The following is a 16831-nucleotide window of genomic DNA, read 5'->3' on the forward strand; positions in this document are numbered from 1 at the left end:
TGCCCAGGTGGCGGAATTGGTAGACGCGCTAGCTTCAGGTGCTAGTGGGGGCAACCCCGTGGAGGTTCAAGTCCTCTCCTGGGCACCACTCCAGGCCGTCGTACGCACGGCACTCCCGACCTCAGCGCGCCGGCCACTCCTTCGGCACCATCACCGGCCGCTCCAGCCAACGATCGAACCGGGTCTGCAGCTCCGGCAAATGCTCTGCCCACCAGGCCGCATCCGTCTGGAACATCTGCTCCAGGTTGTCGGGTCCCGTCGGCAGATTCACCTTCACGGCCGGCTCGAGCACATCCAGTGACGAACGACGCAGCGGTCCGTAGGGGATATAGCGGGCCTGAGCCGCGAGACTCCGGGTGGAGGTGGCGAACCGCAGGAAGCTGAGTGCCGCCTCCAGGTTCTCGCTGTGCTTCGGGATCGCCCACACGTCGATGTAACGGGCGTGGTGGTCCCACAGGATGGAGAACGGCTCGCCCCGCTCGGCTGCGCTGTGGATGCGCCCGTTATAGGCGCTGGTCATGACCACCCGCTCCGTCTCGAGCAGGCGCACTGCCTCCTCGCCGAGACGCCACCACTCGATGTGAGGCTTCAGCTTCGTGAGCATCTCGAAGGCCCGGTCGACGCCCTCCTCGGTCTCCAGCACGTCGTAGACCCGGTCCGGCGGCACGCCGTCCGCGATCAGCGCCCATTCCAGATTCGTCTGCGGCGTGCGCCGCAGGCCGCGCCGTCCGGGGAAGGCGCCGAGGTCGAAGAAATCCTCGAGGCGCTGCGGCGCCCGCTCGAGACGGCTGTGATCCCAGGCCACGACGGTCGAGCCGGCCAGGTTGCCCACCCCGCAGCGCATCAGCGCGTCGGGCAGGAAGTCGTCGACGGCCGGTGTGCCGTCCGGCGCCGGCGGCAGGCTCGCGGGGTCGATCTCGACCAGCAGGTCGTCGTCGCAGGCGCGGATGGCATCGTAGAGCTGCAGGTCCACGATGTCCCATTTCACGTTCCAGGCCCGCACCTGCGAGCGTATCTCCTCGATACCGCCCGCGTAGTCGACCATCTCCACGTCGATGCCGGTCTCCTCCTCGAAGTCCCGCACGAATCCCAGAATCTGGCTGCGGGTATAGGCGCCACCCCAGGAGACCACCGTAAGCTCGTCGTCCGCGGCCGTCGCGGGAATCCACGCCGCAAGAAGCGCCGCCGCGAGTGTCGCCAGCAGCGGCTCGCGAAGCGAACGGAGCGCTGCGCTCCGGCTACCAGTAATAACCAACATTGATATTGAACCTCGTGTCCCAGCCGGACTCGTCGCCGCCGGCGAGGGATCCGTCGCCAAAAAAGATCATGTTCTCGGCCCGGATCAGGTCGAGATACACGTACAGGGGCCCCACGCCCACCAGGCAACCCGTGGTGTTGAGCTGGGAGTCCCGGAAGCGGTCGTCGTCCTTCACCACGATGCTGTAGTCGTTATAACAGGTCACCTGATCCACGGCCGCCCAGGGCACCGGCAGGTTGTAGGCGACGTTGGCGACCAGTACCGAGGCACGGGAGGCCACGTCGTAGGAAGAGCCGAACCCGCCGAGACGGATGGTGTCGTCGGGGATGCCCGGCGGGTTCTTCGGCGAATAGCCGTAGCGTGCCGCCTGCAGCTGCAGGTTCCAGCGTCCGCAGCGGCTGTCCAGATGTCCGGCGCCGGCCCAGTGACTGCCGGTCCCGTCCGTATCCGCGTTGTAGATCTCTCCGAACTGGGCCGACACACCCACCTCGTGACTGCATGAGGTGCCGGCGCCGAAGGTATAGGCAGCGCGGAGATTGCCCTGATTGGCTTCCTCGTTGGCGCTTTCGCCCGCGGAGACCACGTCCAGGGAGTAACGGTCGAGATCGGCCGGGTTGCTCAGCTCGCCGTTCTTGAAGAAGGCGGCCTGCCACTCCCAGGCGCCGTCCGTCCGACGGTACTTCACGCCCAGGTCGTAGTCGTCGGACAGGCCCAGATAATAGGGCGCGCCGAACCAGAAGTTGTGGGCAGCATAGGGCAGCAGCCCGAACGGCACCCGGGTGATGCCGACCTGCAGGCGGCTCTCGTCCTCGAACTCGTAGCCGACCCAGCCGTGGTGGATCACCTGCATGAACGGATAGAAGCGGTATTCGACGGAGAGCAGAAGGTTGCGCAGACTGCCGTCGGCGCTGATCCGGAACAGATCCAGCCCCGCCGCGCCGCGCTTGCTCTCGACGGTCTCGTCGAAGTCGTTCCAGAACAGGTTGAAGCGCAGGGCGCCGCCGAGGCCGATGCCATCTTCGCTCGCCTCCGCCGCCGCTGCGTCTTCCTCCGCGAGTACCGCCAGATCCCGCTTCTGATCGGCGTCCGCCAGCCTGCCCTCCCCCGCGCGGGCTTCCCGGAGCTGCTGCTCCAGCACCCGCACCCGTTCACGCAGGCCTTCCAGCTCCGAGAGACGCTCCTTGAGCGTTTCGAGTTCGGCGGCCAGCGCGTCGACGCTCGTCTCTTCCGCCGGCTGTGCCGTCGCCTGCAGCGCCAGCAACAGGCAGAGGACGCCCGGCAGCCATCGTCCACGCCTCCGCCCCCCACCGGTTGCGGGATGCCAATATGCCCTGGCTCCGCGCGTTTCCACGACCTGCCCCTTACCGCACCTGCTGCAGGAAATGGCTGTGCTTGCGGTACTGGGAGATCACGTCGCCGATGATCTGCTCCTTGGTGTAGCCCATCACGTCGTAGTGCTGACTGCCCTCGAGCAGATGGACCTCCGCGCCGAAGTAATGCCGCGGCCCGTCGCCCTTGCGCTCCCGGGTCTCGGCCAGCGTATAGGAGGGTGCGGTGTAGGCCTGCGGCCGCACCGCGTAGAGAAACTCCCGCTCCTCGCCGTGCCTCACGGCCAGCGCCGCCTCCTCGTCGTCCACGGTCACCTCGACGTCGTAACCGGCTTCCCGGAGCTCTTCGGCCACCTCCATGAGCGCCGGATGGATCGTCGTGCGCAGGAAACGCCCCACCTGCTCCCGTTTCGGCATGCGGATGATCGAGCGCAGGTGCTGACGCCACGGGATCGCGGCCTCGCGGATCTGGATGCCGACCGACATGTCCTGGCTGATCTGTCGCATCCGCTCGAGTCTGAGGCTCTGCAGCAGCCCGTAACAGACCACCAGCATGATGAAGGTGAACGGCAGGGCAGCCGTGATGGAGGCCGTCTGCAGGGCCGTGAGCCCGCCGGCCAGCAGCAGGGCAGCCGCCACGACGCCCTCGAGCAGCGCCCAGAATGTGCGCTGCCAGACCGGATTGTCGTCGGAGCCTCCCGACGTGATGATGTCGATCACCAGCGAGCCGGAGTCCGACGAGGTCACGAAAAACGTCACCACGAGCACGGTGGCGATCAGCGAGGCGATCAGCGAGAACGGGAAGTATTCGAAGAACCTGAACAGCGCCGTGGGCAGATTCTCCTGCACGGCGGCGCTGAGCGCACCGGAGGCCGCCCCGAGATCGAGTTCCATCGCCGAGTTGCCGAAGAAGCTCAGCCAGATGAACGTGAAGCCGACCGGCACGAACAGCACGCCGACCACGAACTCCCGGATCGTACGTCCCCGGGAAACCCGCGCGATGAACATGCCGACAAAGGGCGACCAGGCGATCCACCACGACCAGTAGAACAGCGTCCACCCGCCGATCCATTCGTTGGGCTCGTAAGCGTAGAGCGTGAAGGTCTTGTTCACCACTTCGCTGAGATAGGCGCCGGTGTTCTGCACCGCCACCGTCAGAAGGAACGCGGTGGGTCCGGCGACGAGCACGAAGACGAGCAGGATCAGCGCGAGCAGGAGGTTCCATTCGCTGAGGCGCTTGATGCCGGCATCGAGGCCGGCGACGACGGACACCGTGGCCATCAGCGTGATCACGGCGATCAGGAGCATCTGCACCGGGACACTCTCCGGCACGTCGAACAGGTACGCCAGGCCCGCATTGACCTGCAGTACGCCGAGACCCAGCGACGTGGCCACGCCGAACATCGTGCCCAGCACGGCGAAGATATCGGCCGCATGGCCGATCGGGCCGTGGATCCGCTCGCCGATGAGCGGATACAGCGCGGAGCGCACGGTCAGCGGCAGACTGTGGCGGAACGAGTAATAGGCCAGCGCGAGTCCGATCACCGCGTAGATGGCCCACGCGTGTATGCCCCAGTGGAAGAACGTGATCTTCATTGCCTCGCGGGCAGCTTCCACCGTGCCGCCGGCGCCGGTCGGCGGATTGGCGAAATGGGTGACCGGCTCGGCCACGCCGAAGAACATCAGGCCGATGCCCATCCCCGCGCTGAACAGCATGGAGAACCACGAGCCGTAGCTGTAGTCCGGCTGCGAGTCGTCCGGACCCAGCTTGATGCTGCCGTAGCCGCTGAAGGCGATACCGAGGCAGAAGATCACGAACGTGGCGACGGCCAGCATGTAGAACCAGCCGAAGGTATCGGTGATCCAGCCCTGGATGGCGGAGAAGACCGTGTTCGCCGTCTCGGGCCAGATCGCGCTGAACAGGACGAATACGAGAATCAGACCGGCCGCACCGATGAACACCGGCGGGTTCAGGCGAACTCTGACTTTTTCATCCCCGGACTGCATGGATAGTCATGCATCTTAACCCGCAGACCGGCTCTCGGATCAATCGAACGGTCAATACGCCGCCACCACAGGGCTACGGCCGGCTCAGCCTGCGACCGTGCCGCCTGCATCGGCCGCTTCTTCGGTATCTTCCGGCGAGGCCGTGCCGGCGGGCCGCGGCAGGAGGCGCGAGACCATGATCAGCGCCACACCGACAACGCCCAGCGCCATGAATAGCGTCAACGGGCGGCCATGCGGGAAATCCTCCAGGATCAGTTTGGCGCCGGTGACAGCCAGCACCGGGTAGGCGAGCCAGCGCGCCTCCGGCCATCGCCGATACCTGCTGGAAAGCGCGAGAACCACCGAGGCGGCCGCCAGGATGGCGGTTCTCAGCGCAGCCAGCATGCCAGGATCGAGAGTCCCGCCGGGCCCACGCGCGACCACCGGTGCGACGACCGCCACCGTGAGCCCGCCGACCAGGCATATCGAGAGGACCAGCACGATCAACTGCGGCAGGCCGGCCGCCAGGCCCCATCTCTTCGAGCGCTGCGCAACCGGGATGAAGAGACAGGCGACAGCTGCCACAGCGACGATCACCTGGGGAACGGTCACGGATGGCCAGCCGGCAGCCTCCGCGGTGAACGCGCCCAGACCGGCGGCGAGCCCACCCGAAAGCACGGCTGCAGCACCGAGGAATACGGTTGCCTGCAGGCTGAAAGCGACACGACGCTGGCGGCCGCTGATCCGGGCCGTCGCGAGGGCGAAGAGTGACAGGAGCACTGCGGCAGGACCCGACGGCAATACCAGCGCACTGCCGCCGATCACCAGCACCAGTGCGAGCGTGGTGTAGAGATAGTAGCCCGGGCCCCGTCCGTCGGAGAAGGCCGTGGAGCCGGTCGGCAGGAATCCGAGCGCATAGCACGAGAGCCCGATCAGCAACGCCGCTCCGCCGAGACCCGACAGGTACGAGGCCGGGACCGGCATCGCGAGCGCCACCGCCGAGACGACGGCTGTTGCGGCGAAGATCTGAATGAACTCGAACAACCCGGGCTCGTGCCGCAGCAAATGGGAACGGATCGCCGCACTGGCCAGGTAGACAGTCCACACGGCCAGACCGAAGAAGTAGGCCGAAGCCGGTTGTACCGGCCAGTTCTCGTTCATCCCGACGGCGGCCAGCAGAACGATGGCGGTATCGGCTCCCAGTGCTCCTACCCACTGGATGCCTCTCAGGCCGGTCAAATAGACGCACCACAGCGAGCCGGCGCCGAGGAGCAACAACAGGAAGGAGAAGATCACGGCCGCGTGGGTCTCCTGGAACAGCATCAGGGCGGTCGCGACCGTGCCGGCCAGCGTCAGCCAGGCGAGCACTCGCAGCCGCCTGAGCACAGCCACAGCCATGGCCATGGCCGCGAAGACCACGAGCGCCACCGCGCTCTGCAGCGGAGTCAGCAACCCGAACCGGGTCACCGCTTCCACGAGCAGCGGCAGAAAGAGGATGACCGACAGACCGCTGTACAGCCCTGCCAGGACCCGTTCGTCGGAGCGGGCGCCGGCACGGTAGCCCATGACGAGCCAGAGGAGTGCGTAGCCCGCGCCGATGGGGATTCCCGCAATCACCGACACGAAACCGAAATCGGTAATGGCACGGAGCAGATACGCGCCGCCGAAAATCAGCAGCACGCGGCCGAGGTAAGCCGCAGCGCTCGACAGTGAATCCCCGCCCGGCTTCCGCGGGCCGACCCGTTCCTCGGCGCTCGTCGCCCCCGCCGTCGGCGAACGAATCTTTTCATGCTCCAGGGCCTGGAGGCGCCTCTCTATCTCCGCCAGCCGACGTTCGATCTCTCCGTTTCGATCAGCCACGATTCCCCCCTGTGTCCTCGTGACACCGTTACGCTCCCGCTCGGAACGAAAAAAGGGCCCCGGCTGTACCGGCGCCCTTTTCCCCGATACACATGACGGTCCGCTCTATCCGATACCAGCGTCCTGCCGTAATGCCGGTATGAACTTGTTCAGGACCCAGAAGATCAGGAAGGGCAGCGCGGCCACCGTCAAAGCCCCGAACAGTCCCTCTTTGAAAGTCTCGATGCTGTGCGGAATCAATGGGATCTCGTAGTGCATGTATCCCGAGAACGACAACGAAAAGGCCTGACCGCCTATGACCACGTTCCAGCGCATCATGAATACGCCGAACAACACGAGTATCAGCGCCACCACGGTACGTCGGATGGTACGCCCCGGCAGTGTGAGCAGCAGCAGGGGCACCAGATTGCCGAGGCCGTACTGGAGCACGAATATGTTGATGAAGTCCTTCCCGTACATGACCGATCGCAGGATGTCCCATGACTTCATGGCCGTATAGCCGCGGAAGATCAGGTCCAGCAGTTCCAGGCTGATGGCCGCCACGAGGAAACCCAGCAGGTATCGTGTCGATTTCGTGATGGTCTCGCTTTCGACGCCCTTGATCTGCGTTGCGTCACGCGCCGCTCCCGTGCGCCGCTCGCGGAACGCTTTCCACTCCATGATCACGATGTAGGTGAGCATGCACAGCGCGATACCCGAGACCACCGCCGACATGATGAAGATGACCGGCATCAGCGGCGACATCCACAGTGCATTCGCCTTCACGGAACCGAAGATGAACCCGGCGTAGCCGTGCAGGAAAAGGGCTACCGGGATACCCACCGCCGCCAGGATCCGCGCGGCCTTGTGGTCGATCCTGAGTGCCGCGTCGCTGGTGTCGTAAGCGCCCAGCGTCAATGCCCGGTAGACCAGTCGCTGCGCCTTGTTGCCAAGTCCTGCCTGTCCCTTGAGCAGCTCTACCTGACGCACGAAATAGGCGCGATAAACGAACCAGATCTCGCTCAGCACGATCAGGCCGTAGGTGGAGAACACGATGCCGAATGCCGCGATCGCCGAGGTGAAATGCGGGGTCAGCAGCGGATGGGATGCGCGCAGCGGCTGCTGCAGGTGCAGCAGCAGCGGGACGGCGGCCACAGGCAACAGCGCCAGCGAGAAGACCAGGGAGAACTGCGCGATATTCTTGAGATCCTTCTGGCCGAATACGTGATAGAGCGACGAGAGCACGAAGGCGCCCGCGACCAGGCCCGTCATATACGGATACATCACGATCTGGATGCTCCAGTAGATGAACTCGTTCGGATAGACGAAGAGCTCCTTGACGGTCCACTCGGCACCATGGACGAACATTTCAGAACTCATGGTTCACCTCACTCTCTCGTCCAGCCCCAGATAGAATACGTGCGGTTCCGTACCGTACTCGTCCTTCAATACCTGCACGCGCTCCGTCATGATGATCTGTGTAACGGGATCGTCGGGATCGCGCAGATTTCCCATCCGCCGAGCGCCGAAGGGGCAGGCCTGTACGCAGGCGGATTCCAGCCCCTGGGAGATTCGGTGATAGCACCAGTTGCACTTGTCCGCCGTCTTGGTCTCCGGATGGAAGAAGCGGACGCCGTAGGGACAGGCCATGATGCAGTAGCCACAGCCGATGCACCACTCACGATCCACCAGCACGACCCCGTCGTCTGTCTGGTACGTCGCACCCACCGGACAGACCTGTACGCAGGGCGGGTTCTCGCACTGATTGCAGAGTTTCGGTACGAAGAATGCCTTCTCGATGTTGTCCGGATCGATCGCCTCGCCACGGATCTCTGCGGACGTGTAACCGTCCCTGCCCGCATTCGGTGAATCGACGTGCGTCTCGCCGTCCTTCGTGACGACATAGCGTTCGACCCATGTCCGCGTGATCGGCGCGTCATAGGGGATCTCGTTCTCGAGCTTGCAGGCTTTCACGCAGAGGCCGCAGCCGACGCATTTGCGGGTATCCACCAGGAAGACCCATCGCAGGTTCGACTTTTCGGCCAGGGCGCGGGCCTCGCCCGGGGCCAGGCTCAGTACGGTGATCCCGGGTAGCGCCGCCGTCAGCGCTCCGGCCATGGTCTGCTTCAGGAACTTGCGTCGGGAGCAACTCATCGCCTGTCCTCCAGGTCCGGGTGATGGGGATCGTGGCACTTGCGGCACTCGGCCTGGCGGCCATGACGGTCGCCGTTGACGCCCGGCAGTTCTCTGCGCAAGCTCGATGGATAATCGAGAGTCTGGTGACAGCGCAGACAGAGATCCCGGGAGGCGTCGATCGGGAGCTTCTTGACCTCCCTGGGGTGTCCGGCGGCGGGTCCGTGGCAGTTCTCGCACTGCATGGCCGCGTGCTTCGAGGCGGCTACCTCTTCACTGTTCTCGCGATGGCAGCGTTCACAGCGCTCCCGGCCCCGGTACTTCACCGGGAAGTCCTTCCATTCCTGGACGTTGCTTGCGCGGTAATAATGGTAGGTGAAGCTCTCGCCGTGGACGCCGAAATCATCCGGCACCATGAACACGCGCCCGACGAGGACTGCCGCCACGACGGCAATTGCCACCCACAGCGGACGCAGCCAGTGCTTCTTCATGCTTAACCCCCAGTCGACGTATACCGACGCCGCCGATGCCGAGATACCACCCGGCCACCGCGGCTCAGCATTCGTACTGAAGGCTCGTATCGACTGCGGCTCGCTCGAGGCCGTCGGAGAATCATGTCTTGCGCGCCCTCGCCCCCGTGGACGCCGGTCCTCCGACCGCTGCGAGCGGGTCGCCGTCGAGTCAGTCCGGTGACTTCCCGCGGCGCCCTGCTCTCGGGGGCCATGGTCCTAGAGCCGAACCGGCGCGTTCAATAAGGAGAAGCCCTATCGGTAGATACCCTGATAAGACCGGTCCGGCCCGTGTCCAATGCGAAATCGCAATTCTCACATGCGTACGCGAAGATAGGGTCTGGTATGAAGCGTAACGCGACATACGGGATGGAAGGAGGCAAGGAATGACGAGTCAAAGGAAGAACATCTTCGTATTCGGTCTCGATGACTTTCATCGTGCCGATCTCGAATCGCTCCCGCGGGCGGGCGAGTTCTGCTTCCATCAGTTACTCACATTCGAAGAGGCGACGCGGGCCGACCTGCACCCCACCGACGAGATGCTGCCGAAGGCGCAACGGATACTGGAAGAGTTCGATGGATCGGTCGACGGCGTCATCACCCACTGGGACTTTCCCAGCACGGTCATGACACCGATACTGCGCAAGCGACTGGATCAGCCCGGTCCGAGCGTGGAAGCCGCGCTGATGTGCGAGCACAAGTACTGGTCGCGGGTGGAGCAGAAGCGCGTGGCGCCGGACGTCGTACCTCCCTTCGCGGCGGTGAATCCGTTCGCCGACGAGCCGTTGTCCGATCTGGACCTCGACTTCCCGTTCTGGCTGAAGCCCGTCACCGCTCATTCGTCCAACCTGGGCTTCCTGATCGAGGACCGGAAGGACTTCGAGAAAGCGTTACCGAAGATCCGGGACAACATCCACCTGTTCGGCGAGCCGGTGAATCATCTCATGGGATACGCGGACATACCGGAAGAAATCGAGGGCATCGACGGTTATCACTGCATCGCGGAGGCGATCATCTCAAAGGGCCGTCAGTGCACGCTGGAAGGCTACCGCTACCAGGGCGAATTCGAGATCTACGGCGTCGTCGACACGATCCGCGACCGCCACGTGCAGAGCGTGCTGTCACGCTACCAGTATCCCTCCTCCGTCCCCCGCGACACGCAGGAGCGCATGAAGGAGACGGCCACCGCGATACTGGACGGCTTCGGTTACGACGACGCGCCGTTCAACGTGGAGTTCTACTGGGACCGGGACAGCGACGAACTGGCGCTGCTGGAGATCAACGGCCGCATCTCCCAGTCACACTGCCCGCTGTTCGCGCTGGTGGACGGCGCCTCGCACCAGCAGGTCGTGATCGACCTGGCCCTGGGGGAGCGGCCGCAGCCGCCCCACCGGCAGGGCGACCACAAGGTCGCCGCCAAGTTCATGATGCGCGTCTTCGAGGACGGCGTCGTCGCCCATGCGCCGGGGCCGGGTGACGAGAAGCTGCTGGAGGAGCGTTTCCCGGAGGCACGCTTCGAGTGCCACGTCAGCGACGGGCAGTCGCTCGACGAACTCCCGTTCCAGGACAGCTACAGCTACAACATCGCGGACGTCTACCTGGGCGGCGAGGACCAGCACGAGCTGCTGGAGAAATACGAAGAGACCAAGCAACTCATACCGCTGGAGATCCTGCGCCGCCCCGAGATCATCTGACGGGCCGCCCTACTGGACCGTCTTCGTGGCGGGGGCGGAGTAGTCGCTCTCTACGCCCGAGGTGTTGTAGGACGTCGCCACGAACTCATAGGTGTCCGGCACCAGGTTCTCCACCACGTAAGTCGTCACGCCGGGATTGTCGATGGTCACCGAATTCGGATAGCTGCCGGACGTGGTCCCCCAGTAGATGCGATAGCCCGCCAGATCCGTCAGCGCCGTGCCGTCCGTGTTCTCCGTGGGCGGCGACCAGCTCAGGGTGACCGAGCCCATGGCGATGGCCTCGACCGTGATCGAGAACGCACCGAGGGACGCGGAGGCCTGACCGTCGCTCACGCTGATGACGATGTCGGCGTAGGTGCCGACGTCCCCGGCCTGCGGCGTGCCCGACAGGCGGCCGGTAGCGGCATCGAACGCCGCCCACGCCGGCTTGTTCGTGATCGAGAAGCTGAGGCTGTCGCCGTCCGGATCGGTGGCGCTCGGCGTGAAGCTGTACTGTGTGCCCTCCGTCACCGCCTTCGCCGGGCTGCCGGAGATCACAGGCGCCGAGTTGGTGGCCATGGCCTGCACCGTGATCGTAAAGGCCGGCAGCGACGCCGAGTCCTGGCCGTCGCTGACGCTGATCGCGATATTGCCGTAGGTGCCCGAGTCACCAGTGGCCGGCGTGCCCGCGAGACGGCCGGTCGACGTGTCGAAAGACGCCCAGGACGGCATGTTGGCGATATCGAACACGAGCGCGTCGCCGTCCGCATCGCTCGCGCTCGGCGTGAACTCGTAGGCCGTCCCCTCGTCCACCGACGTGGCGGGGCTGCCGGAGATCACAGGCGCACTATTGCTCACGACCGCACGCACCTCGATGGCGAACGGCCCCAATGCGGCCTGGGCCTCTCCGTCCGTGACGGTAATGGTGATGTCCCCATAGACACCGGCGTCGCCCGGGGCGGGCGTGCCGAAGAGCCGACCGGTGGCGGTATCGAAACTGGACCACGCCGGCATATTCACGATATCGAAGGTCAGCGAATCGCCGTCCGCATCGCTCGCGCTCGGCATGAAGCTGTAGGATGCGCCTTCGCTGACCGTTGCGGGCGGGCTGCCGCCGATGGTCGGCGCCGAGTTGGTCACCAGTTGCCGTACCTCCACCGTGAACGGACCCAGCGAGGCCGTCGCTTCGCCGTCGCTGACCGTGACGGTGATATCGGAATAGGAACCCGCGTCACCGGCGCCGGGCGTTCCGAACAGCTCGCCGGTACCGGCGTCGAAACTCGCCCAGGCCGGACGGTTGGCGATCTCGAAAATGAGGGCATCACCATCGGGATCGGACACGGTCGGTGCGAAACTGTAGCGCTCGCCTTCCGTAACGACCGTCGGCGGGTCGCCACTGATCGTCGGCGGGCTGTTCGTCGACGGCGTGTCGCCGTCGTTCCGTGTGGTGCCGTTCACGGTATCCAGCTCGTCCTGGCTGCCGTCGGCCACGGCGATGATCGTGTTGTCGAGTAACTCCACCGACTCACGGGGCACGATGCCCTCGATCTGTTTCGGCGAGATGCCGGAGTCGAAACCGGAGAGCACCGCCTCGAGATCGTCGAATTCCGGCGCGGGCATCACGGCCTTGGCCGCCGCCAGGCCGATCCGGACCTGCTCCAGCGCTGCGGCGCTCACGGGCACCTCCGCCGTGGTGGCGCCCGCGGCATCGGGCATCACCTGTCGGATGGAATCGTCCATCGGTCCCATGGCGTCGACGCCGTTGACCTGCAGACGGTTGGCGATCGCCTCCAGCAACGTCTGCGTCGCGGCCACCGTCGCCACGGCAGCGATGCGCGCATCCGCCTTCGCGCCGCCGGCGCCGTCGAGCTTCCCGTCGGTGAGATCGGACGCGATCGCCGCCACGACGGCGTCGCCGTCCACCTGGCGGCCCACGGCGACGAGCGAGTCCCGGGTGCGCCGGATAGTCTCGCCCAGCGTCTCGGAAGCCTTCACCATCTCCGCGATGGTGGCAGCGTCCAGTGCCTGGGTCATGACCGGTTCTCCGGTCAGAGTGACGAGACCGCTGTTCAGCTTCGTCGTCACGCGGTTCAGCGCGATGGCGAGGTTCTCTTTCGTCAGACCGCCCGGCAGTTCGGCTGCGAGTTCCGCCGCGAGCGTGCTGAACGGGTTCAGATTCGACACGGTCTTCTTGCCCGGCTCGAGCGCCACGCTCTTCAGCACGAAATCCGGCGCGAGTCCGGTCACCAGGTCGGTACCGCCCTGCGCGTCGATGGACAGCGGATAGTGCTTGCCCTTCGTGCGTACGGTGATGTTGTAGCCCGCGCTGGCATCGCTGGTCATGCCGCCGAGTTCGGTACCGTCCGCGGCGACAATGCGAACGGCCGCGCCGATGATGGGCCCGTCACCCACGCTGCCCGACAGTTCGTGATCGCGCAGGATCTCGCCGGTGGCGCCACCGGGATCGTTCGCAATGGGCTGCTCCGCCACTTCCTCTTCCATGAGACAGCCGCTCAGCGCGAGCGACATCACGGGAAGAATCAGCAGCCTGTTCAGTATTGCTGGCGCGGAATATAGGCGCATAACGGCACTCCTGCCTGTGACGGGCGGGCTATCCGATCAAAAGACGCAGCTTCAGGCTGCGGGGTAATGTCGAATCGAAACGCTGCCGGGGGTCGGCGAACGAGCGCTCTTGTTGTTGGGACGCCGGCATGAGGCCGGTGAGCGCCCTGTTCCTGTTGGCAACCCCGCTGTCTTAGGCTCTCGCCCGTAGACCGGTGGCTTTGCGTCCCGACCTTTCGATCGGTTTGCCCTTTTCAACTAACTCGATTCTCTGTCGTCAGCAGACCTCGTTGTTCGAGACTGTCTGTTGAGGACGAACTTTAGCACCAGTTATGTGGAGCACAACATGTCTCAAAACGCCGACACGTAGATGCCGAAATGCGCTGCGGCGAGTCGCGGTGAATTATGTCGTCTGCGTTTGTGCGCGTCGGTACGAAGCGCGGCGGGAGGAGTATTTTCCATAACAAAAAAAGAAAGGCCCCGCGCGGAGGCGGAGCCTTTGCTCTGCAGAGTTGCGCAGCGATCCTACTTCATGGTGATCTCGCGCATGAGGTACGCGCCGGTGATTTCGCGCATCGCCGGATAATTCTGTACGAGTTGCTCGGAACGCTCTTCCTGCTCCTCGCTCCACTTCGCCATGAACGCGTCATAGCGTTCCTTCGACGGCGCAAGATCCGCGGTCTCCGCGAACTTGATCACCAGAAGTAGATTGAAATCCCCGCTCGCCGCGAGCTGGCTCGAGTAGATGGCGTAGTCCTCGATATGACCGAGCTCCTTAGCGAGGTCGTTGGCGGCCACCCAAGTGTCCCGGATCCCTTCCAGGTAGGCATCCATCATGTTCGGCTTCACCTTGATCGCCGAGATCTGATAGACGGAGTCGCTGATATCGTAGTCTTTCCAGGGCTCCAGTTCGGCCATCGCCGAGGACGAAAAGGCCAGCAGAACGGCGATTGCCGACAGTCGGATAATGCGCATGATTCTCTCCCTTGTTTCTTCGTTGTTGCGCTTGTCGTCCGGTCCGCGACTGCAGGCCGGATGCGCAGAGAATAGCACGGTCGGAAAAATCGTTGGCAGGACGCACCGCTAGATCGACCGCAGACTGTCCCGTGTACGCAGCCGCGCGTCGCGACGCACCTGCGCCGAACGGTAGCGGCGTTTCTCGTCGTCGGTCTCCGGCAGCACGTCGGGCACGGCCGTGGGCCGGCCCGCCTCGTCGAGACCGACGAAGGTAAGGTACGCGGAGACGACGTGCCGGACCTCGCCGCTGCGGCTGTTCTCGGCCACGACGCGCACGCCGATTTCCATCGAGGTATTCCAGGCACGATTGACGGAGGCCTTCACCAGCAGCGTCTCGCCGGTGCGCGCAGGAGACAGGAAGTTGAGGCTGTCCACCGCGGCGGTGACGCAGGTGGTGCCGCTGTGGCGCTCCGCCACGATGAGGGCCGTGCGGTCGCACAGGGCCATCACCAGCCCGCCGAATACCGTCTGCTCCGCATTCAGGTCGTTGGGAAATATCTTGTAGACGTTCTGCTCGACGGCGGAATGCGAAGGTGCTCGACCGGGCATGCTCATGGTCTCTCCCTCTTCGATCTGTCCAGTGCCAGGACGACGAGACGCCGCATTATCCGTTGCCCGAGACCTTCGGGTGATCCCAGTTCCAGCCGTTCCAGGTGATCCTCGTACCGGCGAGAGTCGTCGGAGCGGCCGGAGCCCATCGCCGCGAGCGTCATGCGCAGCCGATCCGGCAGCCGGGCGGTGGCGCCCTCGAGCCACGTGAGCGCCCCGGCGAGTTCCTGCTCGACGGTCGTCAGGTCGGTGCCATGGGGATAAGCCGGAAAATACGGCGCCACGTCGGGAGCGTCGAAGATCGATTGGAGCGCTTCGGGTGTATTCAGCCGGGCATCGGCGGAAACCGCGTGATCGGCCGGCACCTTGCCCGCCGTTCTTGCGGACGACAGCAACTCGTCCTGGAACGCGGAATCCGCGATGTCCAGCATCCGGGCGATCACCTCCCGGTCGGGTCGGCCGCGGGTCGCGGCGATCCCGTATTCGCTGACGAACACGTCCCGGTAATGACGCGGCACCGTCGCATGAGGGTAAGACCAGCGGATGTTGGACTGCGGCCTGCCGTCGTGCAGGCGCCGCGCGCGCAGCATGAGTACGGAGAGTCCGTCCGGCAGCGCCTGGGCCATACTGACGAAGTCGAACTGCCCGCCTACGCCGCTCACCACACGCCCCCCCTCGAGTCCGTCGGATACGGCGGCTCCCAGCAGGGTGGCCATCATGGTCTCGTTGATGAAGCGGGCGTCCCGGCGCTGGCGCCGCTTTCGTTCCTCGTCACCGTACAGCGTGTTCACCCGGGAGATGCCGGTCATGTTGATGAGGCGGCGCCGGTCCTCCGGCAACTGCCGCAGTGCCTCGTAGAATGCCGAGGAGCCGAGGAAGAAACCGCCATGCAACACGGTCTCGTCCCCGGCGTCCGCGGGTCGTCGCAGGATGTCCCGCTCGAACAGCGAGTAGAGGGCGTCGCTCATCAGCTCGCTGGATCCGTACAGCCCCTCGCGGAACCGTCCCGTCTCGATCGGCAGTGCGGCGCGCCGGGGCGATGCGCTGCCGCCGGGCAGCCTATCCAGCACGGCACGGAACAGGTCCGGCTGCTCGTTGCGCAGCGCCAGGCAATGGGCCACCGCATCGCTCAGCGAGCCGATGCCGAGCTGGACGGTGCCCCCGTCGGGCACGAGGCTAGCCACGTGCATCCCGGTGGCGTAGTCGGCCGCCTCGACGGGCCGATTCGGCAATCCGAACAGCGGGAACTCCCACTCCGGCGCATCCAGGACGAAGTCGAATACGTCCGCCGGCACCTCCGCGTCGCCGGTCATGTATGGCAGGCGGCGGTTGACCTGCGCGACCATCGCGACCTCCCGGCCGGCCGCCTTCGCCTCCCTGAAGGCCGGCAGGAGATCCAGCGAGATCTCCGGATTGCAGCTCAGGCTGTAGCTGCCGGGGCTCTCCGGGCGCGCGGAGACCAACTGCCCCACCACGTTCACGCCCAGCCGCATGAGCTCGGTGACAACCTGGCTGTAATTGATGCTGGTGTAGGACTGCTGCGCAGACGGAGTATCCAGATACGCCCCTGGCCGGAAGTAAAACTCCCGCACCTCGATGTTCGGCGGCAGCGTGCCGGCGCGGATCGCCTGCGCGTAGTGCAACGAGGGCCAGCCCGCGTATAGTCGCTCGACCAGCGGTGCCAGGAAACGCTGCTCCAGATCACCGTGCGCACGCGGGACCTCCAGCGTCAGCGCGGTGAAGATCGTGAGCCGGATCGACGAATCCGACGCCGCGCGCTCGTACAGGGCATTGGCGACGTGGACCGCCTTGCCCAGCCCGACCGGCAGCCCCAGTACGATGTGGCGGCCCACCCGCGCGATGATCGCGTCCGCGAGCGTCCGCGGTTCCTGCCAGGCGGCCCTCACGGGCGGCACCGCGGGTGGCGGCCCGGGCGGCAGCGCGCAAGAGGACGACGTTGACGAGAGTACTGATGTC

At 65.2% G+C, this 16831-nt stretch carries 12 protein-coding genes, 1 tRNA gene and 1 riboswitch; of the genes, 2 read left to right on the forward strand and 11 right to left on the reverse strand.

Features of this window, described 5'->3' with window-relative positions; genetic code table 11:
* The first annotated feature begins 1 nt into the window (after nt 1).
* A tRNA-Leu gene (locus ACJMKZ_RS12560) sits at nt 2-88 on the forward strand.
* 33 nt (nt 89-121) lie between these two features.
* On the opposite strand, the gene ACJMKZ_RS12565 is transcribed toward ACJMKZ_RS12560, so the two are convergent.
* The 7 genes from ACJMKZ_RS12565 to ACJMKZ_RS12595 all read right to left on the reverse strand — a co-directional run bounded on the left by ACJMKZ_RS12565 (nt 122) and on the right by ACJMKZ_RS12595 (nt 9035).
* Nucleotides 122-1258: an ABC transporter substrate-binding protein gene (locus ACJMKZ_RS12565; RefSeq protein ID WP_405233550.1), complete on the reverse strand. Its 1137-nt coding sequence runs from the start codon at nt 1256-1258 to the stop codon at nt 122-124.
* On the reverse strand, nt 1239-2519 hold the full coding sequence (locus tag ACJMKZ_RS12570) for a porin family protein (protein ID WP_405233551.1): 1281 nt from the start codon (nt 2517-2519) through the stop codon (nt 1239-1241). The genes ACJMKZ_RS12565 and ACJMKZ_RS12570 overlap by 20 nt, the downstream gene beginning before the upstream one ends.
* A 100-nt stretch (nt 2520-2619) precedes the next feature.
* On the reverse strand, nt 2620-4593 hold the full coding sequence (locus ACJMKZ_RS12575; protein ID WP_405233552.1) for a BCCT family transporter: 1974 nt from the start codon (nt 4591-4593) through the stop codon (nt 2620-2622).
* A gap of 84 nt (nt 4594-4677) precedes the next feature.
* Complete coding sequence (locus ACJMKZ_RS12580; protein ID WP_405233553.1) at nt 4678-6432, reverse strand: hypothetical protein; 1755 nt, start codon at nt 6430-6432, stop codon at nt 4678-4680.
* Between the two features lie 105 nt (nt 6433-6537).
* Nucleotides 6538-7779 carry an NrfD/PsrC family molybdoenzyme membrane anchor subunit gene (nrfD, locus tag ACJMKZ_RS12585; RefSeq protein ID WP_405234162.1) on the reverse strand — a complete coding sequence of 414 codons (1242 nt, stop codon included), beginning with the start codon at nt 7777-7779 and terminating at the stop codon, nt 6538-6540.
* 15 nt (nt 7780-7794) lie between these two features.
* Nucleotides 7795-8565, reverse strand: a complete 771-nt coding sequence (locus tag ACJMKZ_RS12590; RefSeq protein WP_405233554.1) for a 4Fe-4S dicluster domain-containing protein — start codon at nt 8563-8565, stop codon at nt 7795-7797.
* A complete protein-coding gene (locus tag ACJMKZ_RS12595) occupies nt 8562-9035 on the reverse strand; it encodes a cytochrome c3 family protein (RefSeq protein ID WP_405233555.1) in 474 nt (157 codons plus the stop codon). The genes ACJMKZ_RS12590 and ACJMKZ_RS12595 overlap by 4 nt, the downstream gene beginning before the upstream one ends.
* Before the next feature lie 404 nt (nt 9036-9439).
* On the opposite strand from ACJMKZ_RS12595, the gene ACJMKZ_RS12600 reads away from it, so the two are divergent.
* Complete coding sequence (locus tag ACJMKZ_RS12600) at nt 9440-10747, forward strand: ATP-grasp domain-containing protein (protein WP_405233556.1); 1308 nt, start codon at nt 9440-9442, stop codon at nt 10745-10747.
* A 9-nt stretch (nt 10748-10756) separates the two neighbouring features.
* Here ACJMKZ_RS12600 and ACJMKZ_RS12605 read toward each other — a convergent pair whose 3' ends face one another.
* The 4 genes from ACJMKZ_RS12605 to ACJMKZ_RS12620 form a co-directional block, all read right to left on the reverse strand.
* A complete protein-coding gene (locus ACJMKZ_RS12605; protein WP_405233557.1) occupies nt 10757-13309 on the reverse strand; it encodes a putative Ig domain-containing protein in 2553 nt (850 codons plus the stop codon).
* A gap of 154 nt (nt 13310-13463) precedes the next feature.
* Nucleotides 13464-13548: riboswitch (cyclic di-GMP riboswitch) on the reverse strand.
* 265 nt (nt 13549-13813) lie between these two features.
* Nucleotides 13814-14263: a hypothetical protein gene (locus ACJMKZ_RS12610; protein ID WP_405233558.1), complete on the reverse strand. Its 450-nt coding sequence runs from the start codon at nt 14261-14263 to the stop codon at nt 13814-13816.
* A gap of 108 nt (nt 14264-14371) precedes the next feature.
* Entirely contained in the window at nt 14372-14860 is a 489-nt protein-coding gene (locus ACJMKZ_RS12615) for an acyl-CoA thioesterase (RefSeq protein ID WP_405233559.1), read from the reverse strand.
* The gene (locus ACJMKZ_RS12620; RefSeq protein WP_405233560.1) at nt 14857-16761 is read right to left on the reverse strand and encodes an acetyl-CoA hydrolase/transferase C-terminal domain-containing protein; all 1905 of its coding nucleotides are present in this window, start codon (nt 16759-16761) and stop codon (nt 14857-14859) included. Before ACJMKZ_RS12620 ends, ACJMKZ_RS12615 begins: the two co-directional genes overlap by 4 nt.
* Nucleotides 16762-16831: the final 70 nt, after the last annotated feature.

The organism is Lentisalinibacter salinarum (assembly GCF_040706555.1).
GTDB lineage: Bacteria > Pseudomonadota > Gammaproteobacteria > Steroidobacterales > Woeseiaceae > Lentisalinibacter > Lentisalinibacter salinarum.